This window comes from Bradyrhizobium sp. GW821-FHT12B03 (genome assembly GCF_058807535.1).
Genome location: NZ_JBXAQU010000001.1, coordinates 520,526 through 533,490, shown reverse-complemented (window position 1 = coordinate 533,490; position 12,965 = coordinate 520,526). Strand labels below are relative to the sequence as shown.

Genomic DNA, 12,965 nt, shown 5'->3' with positions numbered 1-12,965 from the left:
CAATGACGCTGAGAAACCTCACTCCCCGATCAGCGTCAGCCACTCGTCCTCGGTCAGCACCTTGACGCCATGCTTGTTAGCTTCGGCGAGCTTCGAGCCCGCGCCGGGGCCAGCGACGACGAGGTCCGTCTTCTTCGACACCGAGCCCGACACTTTTGCACCGAGCCGCTCGGCGGTGGCCTTGGCTTCGTCGCGCGTCATCTTTTCCAGCGAGCCCGTGAACACTACGGTCTTGCCGGCGACCGCCGAATTGCTCTTCGGCTTCTCGGCGTCGACGATCTCGACTTCCTTCGTCAGGCGCTCGACGATGCCGCGATTGTGGCTCTCGCCGAAATAATCGGCAATGCTCTTGATCACGGTGTCGCCGATCTGGTCGAGCGCATCCATCTCCGCCATCGCCTCCTCGTCGCCCTTGGCGACCTTGAGGCAGGCATCGTGGAACGCCTCCCAGGAGCCATAGCCGCGTGCGAGGGCCAGCGCGGTGGTCTCGCCGACATGGCGCATGCCGAGCGCATAGACAAAGCGCTCCAATGCGATCTTGCGCCGGCTTTCGATGGCGCCGAACAGGTTGCGCACCGAGGTTTCGCCGTAACCCTCGATCTCCTCGAGCTTGAGCTTTGAATTGCGCTTCTCCAGCGTGAAGATGTCGGCGGGCTCCTTCACAAAACCCTCGTCGAAGAAGTATTGAAGCTGCTTCTCGCCGAGCCCGTCGATGTCGAAGGCGCGCCGCGACACGAACAGTTTGAGGTGCTCGATCTTCTGATACGGGCAGGCGAATTCGCCGGTGCAGCGAGCGCGGGCTTCTTCTTCGCCGGCGGCCGTTTCCCCGCGCACGACGTCGGTGTGCAGCGGACACGGGCATTTCTTGGGAAAGTGGAATTCCTTGGCGCCCTTGGGCCGCTTGTCGAGGACGACGTCCACGACCTGCGGGATGACGTCGCCGGCGCGCTGGATCACGACGGTGTCCCCGATCCTGATGTCGCGGCCCTCGCGCAGCACCTCGCCCTTGTTGCCGATGCCCTTGATGTAGTCCTCATTGTGCAGCGTGACGTTCTGCACGATCACGCCGCCGACGCCGACCGGCTCGAGCTTGCCCACCGGCGTGAACGAGCCGGTGCGGCCGACCTGGATCTCGATGTCGCGCAGCACCGTCATGGCGCGCTCGGCCGGGAATTTGTGCGCGATGCCCCAGCGCGGCGTACGCGAAACGAAGCCGAGCCGTTCCTGCCAGTCGATGCGGTCGACCTTGTAGACGACGCCGTCGATGTCGTAGTCGAGCTCGGCGCGCTCTTCCTCGATGCTCTGGTGGAACGCGATCAGCTCTTCGACCGAATGACACAACTTGGTCAGCGGATTGGTCCTGAAGCCGCAGCGCTCGAACCAGTGGATCATGCCGCTCTGGGTCTCCTCCGGCATCGCGCTCATCTCGCCCCAGGCATAGGCGAAGAAGCCGAGCGGACGCGAGGCGGTGATGGTCGGATCCTTCTGGCGCAAGGATCCTGCGGCCGAATTGCGCGGATTGGCGAAGATGGTGTCGCCGGCAGCCTTCTGCCGCTCGTTGAGCGCCAGGAAGGCCTTCTTGGTCATATAGACCTCGCCGCGCACCTCGCAGATATCAGGGACGTTACGCCCCTTCAGCTTCTGCGGCACGTCTTCGAGGGTGCGGATATTGGCGGTGACGTCCTCGCCCTCGGCACCGTCACCGCGTGTCGCCGCCGTGACGAGCTCGCCGCCCTCATAGCGCAGCGACATCGAGAGGCCGTCGATCTTCGGCTCGGCCGAGAAGTCGATCTTGTCGTCATCGAGCTTGAGGAAACGCACGATGCGTCCGACGAAGTCGCGCACGTCCTCTTCGGCAAAGGCGTTGTCGAGCGACAGCATGGGAACGGAGTGCCGGACTTTCTTGAAGCGGCCCGAGGGTGCGGCACCGACCTTCTGCGAGGGCGAGTCGGCGCTGACGAATTCAGGAAAGCGTTTCTCGATCGCGTTGAAGCGTTGGCGCAGCTCGTCATACTCGGCGTCGGTGATAGTGGGCGCGTCCTCCTGATAGTAGCGCTCGTTGTGCCCCTCGATCTCGAGCGCCAGCCGCATGTGCTCGACCTTGGCCTGTGCCTTGGTGAGATCGGCGACGTCGCGAGGCGGTTTGGATCTTGCTGCTCTTGCCATGGTGGTTGAATATTACAGAGCGGGTGGGACGGTAAAGGTGCGTGGACATCTCGTGCCCCGGACGCAGCGCAGCGCTTCTTGAGCGGTGCGCTGCCGAGCCGGGCCCATGGAGAGGCATTCCGGGTCCCGGCTCGCGGTACGCGCGTCCGGGACAAGTGAACCTAAGCCGTGGCCGCCTTGAGCAGCCGGTCCGCAGCCGCCCTCGCCTCGGCGGTGATCTCGGCGCCGGCGAGCATGCGCGCGATCTCCTCGCGGCGGTGGTCGGCGGCCAGCGCGTTGACGCGGGTGGCGACGCGCTTGCCCTTGTCCAGCGCATCCTTGGAGATCAGGAGATGCTGGTCGGCCCGCGCGGCGACCTGCGGGGCGTGGGTGACGGCCATCACCTGCACCTTGCCGGCAAGCCGCGCCAACCGCGCGCCGATGGCATCCGCGACCGCACCGCCCACGCCGGTGTCGATTTCGTCGAACACCAGCGTCGGCGCCGAGCCGCGGTCGGACAGCACGACCTTGAGCGCCAGCAGGAAGCGCGACAGCTCGCCGCCGGAGGCGACCTTCATCATCGGCCCCGGCTTGGTGCCCGGATTGGTCTGCACCCAGAACTCGACGCGGTCGAAGCCTTGCGGCCCCGGCGAACTCTCGTCGGTCTCGACCTGCGTCATGAACCTGGCGCGTTCGAGCTTGAGCGGCGCGAGCTCGGCATTGACGGCCTTGTTGAGCTTCTCGGACGATTTCTGCCGCGCCGTCGACAGTTTCTTCGCGGCAGCGGCATAGCGGCTATCTGCCTCGATCGCGGCCTGCTCCAGCTTCTTCAGCCGCGAGGCACCGGCGTCGATCAGCACGACGTCGGCAGCATATTTTGCGGCGAGGGCAGCGAGCCCGTCGACCGGCGTCGAATATTTGCGCGAGGCGGCGCGCAAGGCGAACAGGCGCTCCTCGATGCGCTCGAGCTCCGAGGGATCGAAATCGGTCGCGGCGAGCGCGGCCAGGAGATGCTGATCGGCCTCCTCCAGCGCGTTGATCGCGACGTCGATGGCCTTGACCGCGGGCTCGACCAGGGCCGGCGAATTGACGCCGCGACGCTCCAGCCGGCGCACCGCGGCCGAGAGGGCCGCGACCGGCGAATTGTGGCCGCCGACGACCTCCTGCGCCTCGCGCAGGTCGGAGGCGATCTTCTCGCCCTGCATCATGGTGGTGCGGCGGGACGCCAGCGAGGTCTCCTCGCCGTCCTTCGGCGCGAGCTGCTTCAGCTCGTCGGAGGCGTGGCGCAGATAATCGGCCTCGCGCGCGGCACGCTCCATGCCGGCGCGATGCTCCTCCAGCGCGCTGTTGGCGGCGCGGCGCGCGTCCCAGAGGGCTTCGACAGCCGCGACGTCCTTTTCGAGGCCGGCAAAGGCATCGAGCAGGCGGCGGTGGGTGGCGGCATCGACCAGCGCGCGCTCGTCGTGCTGGCCGTGGATCTCGACCAGGGCGGCGCCGACCGCCTTCAGCGTCTGCACGCTGATCGACTGGTCGTTGATGAAGGCGCGGGTGCGGCCGTCGGCAAGCTGCACCCGGCGCAGGATCATTTCGCCGGTGTCATCCAGGCCGTTCTCGGCCAGGATCTTCATTGCGGGGTGATTTTTGGGGATATCGAAGACGGCAGTGACCTGCCCCTGCTCCGCGCCATGGCGCACGAGGCCGGCGTCGCCGCGGCCGCCGAGCGCCAGCGCGAAGGCATCGAGCAGGATGGATTTGCCCGCACCGGTCTCGCCGGTCAAAACCGCAAGCCCGGTGGCGAATTCGATATCGAGCCGCTCGATCAGGACGATGTCGCGGATCGACAGACGCGCCAGCATGGAACCAAATTTCCTAGCCGAGACCCATCTTCTTGAAGGTCTTGCTGATCCAGGACCCCTGATTCTCGCTCGGCTCGAGACCGCCGGATTTTACAAGATTATAGGCGTCCTTGTACCAGCGGCTGTCAGGAAAATTGTGGCCAAGCACGGCCGCCGCCGTTTGCGCCTCGCCGACGATGCCGATCGCCATATAGGCCTCGGTGAGCCGGTAGAGCGCCTCCTCGACATGGCGCGTGGTCTGGTACTGCGTGACCACCGCCTTGTAGCGGTTGATCGCCGCCGTGTAGTCGCGCTTCTGCGCGTAATAGCGACCGACGTTCATTTCCTTGCCGGCGAGCTGGTCGCGGGCGCCCTCGATCTTGGCCTTGGCCGAGGTCGCATATTCGGACGTCGGATATTTGCGGATCACCTCTTCCAGCGAGGCGATCGCCTTCTCGGTGCGGGTCTGGTCGCGGCTGATGTCCGGGATCTGGTCGTAATGCGAGGCGGCGATCAGATATTGCGCATAGGCCGCGTCCGGGCTGCCGGGATGCAGCGTGACGTAGCGGGTGGCCGCGCCGATGCAGCCGTCATAGTCGCCACCCTGGTAGGACGCATAGGCCGACATCAGCAGCGATTTACGGGCCCAGTCGGAATAAGGATGCTGGCGGTCGACCTCTTCGAACTTCTTGTTCGCCGCCTTCATGTCCTTCTTCTCGTTCATGAGGTACAGGCCCTCATTGTAGATCTTGTCGGCGGGCTCCTCGACGAACGTGTCGTCCTTGGCGGTGAACTTGTCCCAGAGCGAGCCGGTGCCGCAGCCGGCCAGCGGCAGCGCGAGCATGATGAAGGTGACAGCCTGAAGCAGCCCACGGGCGAAGGGCGAGACCGAGAGATATCCGCGCGTCATACGCTGTGCCGACATGAGTTTAAGCCCTGACGCCCTGTGATGCGGTGCCCGCCAGCCCATGAACCCCGTCACGGGCGCGAAATGTAGCCATGGTGCCTGCCACGCAACCACGCCGATGTATCCGAAAAACGATCGTTAACCAACCGGATAGGCAGGCATTCCGCCCGGATTAAGGCGAACGTGCCGCAATGCTAGTCGATCATGGTTACCAGGAGTTTCCCGGAGAAGCCGCCGCCAGACGCCAACGGCTACCGGTCTCGTCAGGATACGTCCGGCCCGTAAGCCGCCGCGATCCGGCCGCCGACGATGCCGCGACCGGTTTCGACCACGGGACGCGTGGTGCGACGGGCCGCCTCGCCCTCGACCACCCGCCAGGCGGTACGGTCGGCGAGCAGCGCAGTCAGGACGGCGTGGTTGAGCTTGTGGCCGCCGCGCACCGAGCGGTAGGCGCCAAGCAGCGGCAGGCCGGCCAGCGCGAGGTCGCCGATCACGTCCAGCACCTTGTGGCGGGCGCATTCGTCGGCGTAGCGCAGGCCCTCGGGATTAAGCAGCCGTTCTTCGTCGAACACGACGGTGTTGTCGAAGGAAGCACCGCGACCATAGCCCGCGGCCCACAGCCGCGCCTGATCGCACATCAGACCGAAAGTCCGGGCACGAGCGACCTCGCGGCGGAAGCGTTCCGGCACGAGCTCCAGCGCGTAAGTCTGCCGACCGATCACGGGATTGGCGAAGTCGATCTCGACCTCGGCGCGGAAGCCGTTGGCGTAGGGCCGCACTTCGCCGTAGGAGTCGCCGTTTGCGACCGAAACCGGCTTCAAAACCTGGATGAACCGACGCTGCGCCGACTGGGTGACGATGCCGGCCTGATCGATCGCCGCGACAAAAGCCGCCGCGCTGCCGTCCATGATCGGCACTTCCGCGCCATCGACCTCGATGGTGGCGTTGTCGACGCCCATGCCTCGCAGTGCAGCAAGCACATGCTCGGCGGTCGAGACCAGCGGTCCCTCGCTGTCGCCCAGCACGGTCGCCAGATCCGTCGCAACCACCTGCTCAGCCGTCGCCTGAACTTCGCGGTCGCTTCCCTCGAGGCCGGTGCGGACAAAAACAAAACCTGCGTCGACAGGCGCAGGTCCGAGCGTGAGGGTGACGGGAAGACCGGAATGAACGCCGACGCCGGCCACGGTGGCTTGCGCACGAAGCGTTGTTTGCCGGCTAAATTTCATCAGGAACCGCCCCACTACGACCAACTGCGACTTATACTTGACCCGACTGACCGGCCAAGGCCGCCCGTCCGAATCCGTATCCCCAAGTCACGGCAAACCATAGTCACTGCCTCAAACAGCGCCAACTCACGCTTTTTTACCGATTGTTACCCCAAACCTGCCGTATTCGCGCCAAGGCTTAACCAAATTGCGCCGATGTTTTGGGCCGCTGCCGGCGGTTTTACTGAACCACCGAATACATAATTAATGATTTAAAATCAGTTGCTTGGCCATGCACCCCGAGCATGCTTGGTAGACGTAAAAAGGCCCCGGCAAGCTTGCTGCCGGGGCCTTCTTGCGTCCGCCTTATTGTAACAATCCTCAGGTCGCCTGACGCCGCAGGAAGGCCGGGATATCAAGATGGTCGTCGCCCTGTGGCGCCGGCGCAACAGGCGCGGGACGACCGTGCATGTCGAGGCCCTGCGGCGCGGGACGGCGGGCATACTCCGATACCGGCTCGGTCGCCGCGATCTGCTGCGCCACGGTCTTCTGCGGCCGGCGATCGGGCAGCGGCGGCATGGCGGGACCGGCGGTACGGGCCGCGATCGGCGCCTCGCTCTCCTCGTCGCGGCGGCCGAGACCGACATTGGCGAGGCGCTGCAGCAGCGACAGGCGGCTCTTCTGCGGGGTTTCTTCTTCAACCTCGCCGCGGGCCTGACGAATCTCGGCCTGGGCCGGCATCGGCAGTTCCTCGATACGCGGCATCCGCGGCGCACGGACCGGCGGACGCTCGGCCTGCGGCGGGATGAAGTTTTCAGGCGTCATCGGCTCCTGCATCGCGGCCGGGGCCATGTCAGGCTCCGGGAACAGGGTCGGCTTCTGCGCGATCGGGCGCACGGTGACGTCGCCATAGGTCTGCATCGGCGCCTGCGTCTGCGGGACATCAGCAACGGCCGCCGCGATGGCGGCGAGCGCCGCACGCTCGACGTTCGGACGCGGCGCCATCGGCGCAGCAGCGGCCGGGACCTGCGATTCCAGCTTCTGGGCGCGCTCGGCGAGGCGCTGATTGTCGGCACGGAGGCGCGCGGTCAGGTCGGCAAGACGGCTCTCGGCAGCGGCGGCCGGAGCAGCAGGAGCCTGCTGCACCTGCGGCGCCGCGTTCGCAACCGGAGCGCTGGTGGCCTGGCTGTTGCGGGCGATCGTCGCCTGCTCGATGCCGGTGGCAACGACGGAAACGCGGATCAGGCCGTCGAGGGCTTCGTCGAAAGTGGCGCCGACGATGATGTTGGCGTCCTGGTCGACCTCCTCGCGGATGCGGGTCGCGGCTTCGTCGACCTCGAACAGGGTGAGGTCCTTGCCGCCGGTGATCGAGATCAGCAGGCCCTTGGCGCCCTTCATCGAGCTATCGTCGATCAGCGGGTTGGCGATCGCAGCTTCAGCGGCGGTCAGCGCGCGCTTGTCGCCGGAGGCCTCGCCCGTGCCCATCATCGCCTTGCCCATCTCCTTCATCACCGCTCTCACGTCGGCGAAGTCGAGGTTGATCAGGCCTTCCTTGACCATCAGGTCGGTGATGCAGGCAACGCCCGAGTAGAGCACCTGGTCGGCCATCGCGAAGGCGTCGGCGAAGGTGGTCTTCTCGTTGGCGACCCGGAACAGGTTCTGGTTCGGGATGATCAGGAGCGTATCCACGACCTTGTGCAGCTCGGCGATGCCGGCCTCAGCCGTGCGCATGCGGCGGGCGCCCTCGAAGTGGAACGGCTTGGTCACGACGCCGACGGTGAGGATGCCCATGTCGCGCGCGATCCTGGCGATCACGGGAGCAGCACCCGTGCCGGTGCCGCCGCCCATGCCGGCGGTGACGAACACCATGTTGGCGCCGGAGAGATGGTCGCGCAGCTCGTCCATCACCTCTTCCGCCGCGGTGGCGCCGACGTTCGGCTGCGAACCTGCGCCGAGGCCTTGCGTGACCACCGTGCCCATCTGCACGATGCGCTGCGCCTTCGACATCGTCAGCGCCTGCGCGTCGGTGTTGGCGACCACGAAGTCGACGCCCTGGAGGCCCGCCGTGATCATGTTGTTGACGGCGTTGCCACCGGCGCCGCCGACGCCGAACACGGTGATCCGGGGCTTCAGTTCGTGAATATCAGGAACATTGATGCTGATGGTCATGTTTGCCTCTCGATCACGCGCGCGTGGGTTCGCCCCGGCCGGCGGCCGCGGGAGTTGGTGAAAATCGGGAATTGCGGAAAGGAGTCATCAGAAGCCCTCGCGTAGCCATCGTCCAACCTTTCCGAAATAACCGCCGGTCCCTGTCCTGACCTGCTGCCGCGTATGCCGCGGTTCGACATGTTCCTGGTGAACATATTGCGGGTAGACGAGGAGTCCGGCCGGCACCGCGAACGCGGCGTTCTTCGCCTCGTTGGGCAGCCGGCCGAAGCCGAGCGGACGTCCGACCCGCACGGGCCGGCCGAGAATCTGTGTGCCGAGTTCGACGAGGCCGGTCAGTTGCGAGGCGCCGCCCGAGAGCACGACGCGGCCGTTCGGCTCTGAGGCGAACGGCGAATCCTTCAGCTTGTCCCGAACCATTTCGAAGACTTCCTCGGCACGGTGCTTGACGATGTTGGCGATGGTAGCGCGGGAAACGATCTGCGGCAGATCCTGCTCGTCACCGGCTGTCGGTACAGACATCAGCTCACGCGAGTCCGATCCGCCGGTGATGACGGTCCCGTATAACGTCTTGATTCGCTCGGCATCGGCAATGGTCGCGGAGAGTCCGCGCGCCAGATCCATCGTGATGTGTTGCCCGCCGACCGCAAATCCGGCCGCATGCACGAAGCGGCCGCCGGAATAGACCGCGATCGTGGTGGTGCCCGCGCCCATTTCGACGACGGCCGCGCCCAGATCGGCCTCGTCGTCGGTGAGCACCGACAGGCCGGCGACATAGGGGCTCGCCGCCATGGCTTCGACATTGATGTGGCAGCGTTCCACCGCGAGCATCAGGTTCCGCGCCACGGTGGCGTCGCAGGTGACGACGTTCATGTCGACACCGAACTGATGGGCGACCATGCCGCGGGGATCGCGGATGCCCTTGACGCCGTCGAGCGTGTAGCCGACCGGCAGCGCGTGCAGCACGGTGCGGCCCTCGCCGGTGGCGTGGCGCATGCCGGTGGAGGTGACGCGGCTGACGTCGGCCGGCGTCACGGCGCCGCCGCGGATGTCGGCGGCGGCTTCGACCAGCTGGCCGGAGAGCCGGCCGCCGGAGACCGAGAGCAGCACGGACTCGACCCGCACCTTGGCCATCTTCTCGGCAAGCCCGACGGCCTGGCGCACCGCCTGCTCGCATTCGCCGAGATCGACCACCGCGCCGGCCTTCATGCCGCGCGACTGGATCTGGCTGTAACCGATCAGCTCCACCGCGTGGGTGCGGCCGCGCAACGCCTCGCTCGGCGCCGACGGCTTCAGCCGCGCGATCATGCAGGCGATCTTGCTGGTGCCGATGTCGAGGCAGGCGACGAGGCCGCCGCGCTTGTGCGGCATCTGGCGCGTCTTCGGCGTCTGGGTGCGATCAAGACCGGTCATGCTGCGTCCCCGGCCTTCTTTTTCTTCTTGTCCTTGAACTGCTCTTCGCGGGCCTTGGCGGCGTCCTCGGACAGCTGCACCACCAGGCGATCGGGCAGGCGCATGTCGACGGCGACGATGTCGCGGGAGAACAGCCTGTCCTCCTTGTCGAGCCTGGACAGCATCGCAAGCGCGTTGCCGACGTCCTGCTCGGGCAGGCGGATGTCGAGGCCGTCCTTGAGCCTCAGGTTCCAGCGCCGCTCGCCGACATAGATCGCAGCCTTGGTGATCGAGTTGACCTGCGGATAGCGCGCCAGCAGCGCGAGGAAATCGCGGGCCTGCGTGTCGGCGCCCTTGCCGACCACGAGCGGCAGCGACAGGAACCGGCGCGAGACATAGGGCTCGAGCACGGCGCCGTCGTCGGCGATGACGGAGAGGCGGCCCGCCTCCTGCCACAGCGCGAACGCCTTGCGCTCGGTGAGCTCGATCATGAGCTGGCCCGGATAGAGCTTGAGCACGGTCGCATCCGCGATCCAGGGATTGGCCTTGAGCTTGTCGCGCACCGCATCGGCGTCGAGGAACAGCAGCGAGGAGCGACCGCTGACGCCGCCGATCGCGAGGATCTCGTCCTGGGTGAGCTGCTTGCGGCCGTTGATCACGACGGAGGTGATGCGGAAGCCGGCGGAATTGGCCATCGCGTTGCGGGCATCGCTGACCGCGGTGATGAAATCCTGGAGATGGCCGCCCTTGACGATGCCGAAGCCGCAGCTGCCGATCAGCAGCAGCACGGTCATGCTGATCCCGACCCGGCGGGGCAGATAGCGCTCGACCAGCGCGACCACGCGCGGCGGCGGCTCGCGCTCGACGACGGCTTTGGCTCTGGCCTTGGCCCTGGTCTTGTCCTTGGCGGCATCGCGCGCCTCGACGCGCTTCTCCTGCACCCACTCGCGCAGAAGCACGACCGCTCCGATAGCGGCCGCCTTCAGATCAGCTTGGGGCCTCAGCGATCTCAGAAACGACCGGGTGAGGCTTCCTGCACCATCCATTGCACGAGCTCGTCAACAGTTTGCCCGCGACATCGCGCGGGTCCTGGCGAACATGACGTCTCGGACGTGCCGGGCCGGATCAGCAGACGAAGCCTCTCCCGTCAAAAGCGTTCGCTGGAGGTGACATCACCCGCAACAGCTCACGCGCCGGCAGCCAAAGCGCCATATGCGCCGCCAGCGTTAACCTTCGGATGTCCTGGTAAACAAAAGGTAAAGTTCGTTAACGCCGGACGCTTTTTGCCCAGCCCTGTGAGGCATTTATGCCGCGATACCCGGCATTTTACCGGATTTGGGGCCCGAACCGGGCCGTTTCGCCCGTTTGGCCGTTAACCAGTCCTAACTATTTCCGCACATCCCGCTCGGCGAGCTCGACCAGACCGCGCAGGAAGTCGACGAACGCGATGCCCTCGGCCTTCAGCGCCTTGGGGTAGAGCGAGGACTTGGTCAACCCGGGGAGCGTGTTGGTTTCGAGATAGACGAGGCCCTTGGCCGTGACGATGAAGTCCGAGCGGGAATAGCCGGTACAGGACATCGCCCGGTGCGCCAGCATCGCCTGCTCCTTGAGCGCAGCCGTGATCTCGGACGAGAAACGCCCGGGGCAGATCTCCTGGGTCGACTTCAGAAGATATTTCGCGGCGTAGTCGAAATTGCCCTCGCCCGGAATGATCTCAATCGGCGGCAGCGAGACGATCGAGCCGTCGGTGCGCTCCAGCACGCCGCAGGTTGCCTCGATGCCGGCGATATAGGGCTCGATCACATATTCCTCGTGCTTCGCCGCATTGCGGACCGCGACGAGGTCCTGCCTGGCGTTGACGAAGATCAGGCCGTAGCTCGACCCGTCCCGCGCCGGCTTTGCGATCAGCCTTCCGTATTCGGCGAAAGCCTCGTCGATGTCATCGAGCGCAATGTTTGCCGGCGGCGTCACGCCGCCGAGCGCGGCGAAATGCTTGGCCGCGATCTTGTCGAAGGCGAGATGCGAGGAAGCCGAGCCCGAGCCGGTGAAAGGCACCCCGCGGGCCTCGCACATCACCTGCAATTCGCCGTTCTCGGCACGTCCGCCATGGAGGCCGAGCACCAGCACGCGATCTTCCGCCTTGGCCCGGTCGAGCGCCTGCGCCAGTGGAATGCCTGATGTGCCCGGCTTGAACTCGTCCTCGAAGGGGCGGGCATGCTCGAGCAGCTGCTTCGACGGCACGACGTGCACCTTGTCCTCGACGTCCCACCACCAGAGATCGGCCTCGGGCAGCGCCTGATGCAGCGCCTGGGCCGAGGCGACCGAAACCAGACGTTCGCGGTTGGAGCCGCCGAAGAGGATGGTGATGCGCATGTTCTCGTCGCTTGTCCAGGTTAGCCGGAAACCCCGATCCGCTTGATTTCCCAGTGCAGCTCGATTCCGGAATTGGCCTTCACGCGCTCGCGCACGGTCTCGCCGAGCGTCTCGATGTCGTGCGCGGTGGCGTCCCCGGTGTTGATCAGGAAATTGCAGTGCATCTCGGAGACCTCAGCGCCGCCGACGCGCAAGCCCCGGCAGCCGGCGGCATCCACCAGCTTCCAGGCGGAATGGCCGGGCGGATTCTTGAAGGTCGAGCCGCCGGTCTTTTCGCGGATCGGCTGCGCGGTCTCGCGATGGCTCTGCACCTGCGCCATGCGCGCGCGGATCGCCTCCGCATCCTTGACCTCACCGCAAAAGCGCGCGGACGTGAAGATGACGGATGGGTCGACGCCGCTGTTGCGGTAGACGAACTTCATGTCGGCGTTGGAGAAGGTGTGCTTCGTGCCGTCGCGCGCCACGCCTCGCGCCTCGATCAGCACGTCCTTGGTCTCGCCGCCATTGGCGCCCGCATTCATGCGCAGCGCGCCGCCGATGGTGCCGGGAATGCCGAAATAGAATTCGAGCCCGCCGATATTGGCGGAGGCGGCGACCTCCGCAACGCGCTTGTCGAGTGCGGCCGCGCCCGCTGTGACGATATCGCCGCTCGCGCTCGCCTCGCCAAAGGCGCGCGGCGCAAGACGGATCACCACGCCGGCAATGCCGCCGTCGCGCACGATCAGGTTGGAGCCGACGCCGACGACGTAGACGGGAATGTCGGCCGCAAGGTGCGCAAGGAAATAAGCGAGATCGTCCTCGTCCGCCGGCGTGAACAGCACCTGCGCGGGACCGCCGACGCGAAACCAGGTCAGCTCGGCGAGCGACTGGTTGGCGAGCAGCCGGCCGCGAAGCTCGGGCATCGCCGCCTTCAGCTCCGGCGTGATGTCGGGATATTCCACC

General features: G+C 66.1%; 9 protein-coding genes. All 9 read right to left on the bottom strand.

The window, feature by feature from the left end; all coding sequences use genetic code 11:
* Positions 1 to 18 precede the first annotated feature (18 nt).
* On the bottom strand, positions 19 to 2,166 hold the full coding sequence (ligA, locus tag AC1RUR_RS02630) for an NAD-dependent DNA ligase LigA (protein WP_492841034.1): 2,148 nt from the start codon (positions 2,164 to 2,166) through the stop codon (positions 19 to 21).
* A 161-nt stretch (positions 2,167 to 2,327) separates the two neighbouring features.
* Positions 2,328 to 4,001, bottom strand: coding sequence for a DNA repair protein RecN (recN, locus tag AC1RUR_RS02625; RefSeq protein ID WP_492841032.1), 1,674 nt, complete (start codon positions 3,999 to 4,001; stop codon positions 2,328 to 2,330).
* Positions 4,002 to 4,014: 13 nt separating this feature from the next.
* Positions 4,015 to 4,905 carry an outer membrane protein assembly factor BamD gene (locus AC1RUR_RS02620; RefSeq protein ID WP_492841030.1) on the bottom strand — a complete coding sequence of 297 codons (891 nt, stop codon included), beginning with the start codon at positions 4,903 to 4,905 and terminating at the stop codon, positions 4,015 to 4,017.
* 245 nt (positions 4,906 to 5,150) lie between these two features.
* Positions 5,151 to 6,113 carry a UDP-3-O-acyl-N-acetylglucosamine deacetylase gene (lpxC, locus tag AC1RUR_RS02615; protein WP_492841028.1) on the bottom strand — a complete coding sequence of 321 codons (963 nt, stop codon included), beginning with the start codon at positions 6,111 to 6,113 and terminating at the stop codon, positions 5,151 to 5,153.
* A 360-nt stretch (positions 6,114 to 6,473) separates the two neighbouring features.
* Entirely contained in the window at positions 6,474 to 8,261 is a 1,788-nt protein-coding gene (gene ftsZ, locus AC1RUR_RS02610) for a cell division protein FtsZ (protein ID WP_492841026.1), read from the bottom strand.
* Positions 8,262 to 8,348: 87 nt separating this feature from the next.
* Entirely contained in the window at positions 8,349 to 9,671 is a 1,323-nt protein-coding gene (gene ftsA, locus AC1RUR_RS02605; RefSeq protein WP_492841024.1) for a cell division protein FtsA, read from the bottom strand.
* Positions 9,668 to 10,696 carry a cell division protein FtsQ/DivIB gene (locus AC1RUR_RS02600; RefSeq protein ID WP_492841022.1) on the bottom strand — a complete coding sequence of 343 codons (1,029 nt, stop codon included), beginning with the start codon at positions 10,694 to 10,696 and terminating at the stop codon, positions 9,668 to 9,670. Before AC1RUR_RS02600 ends, ftsA begins: the two co-directional genes overlap by 4 nt.
* 340 nt (positions 10,697 to 11,036) lie before the next feature.
* Entirely contained in the window at positions 11,037 to 12,023 is a 987-nt protein-coding gene (locus AC1RUR_RS02595; protein ID WP_492841020.1) for a D-alanine--D-alanine ligase family protein, read from the bottom strand.
* A 20-nt stretch (positions 12,024 to 12,043) separates the two neighbouring features.
* On the bottom strand, positions 12,044 to 12,964 hold the full coding sequence (gene murB / locus AC1RUR_RS02590) for a UDP-N-acetylmuramate dehydrogenase (RefSeq protein ID WP_492841018.1): 921 nt from the start codon (positions 12,962 to 12,964) through the stop codon (positions 12,044 to 12,046).
* Position 12,965: the final 1 nt, after the last annotated feature.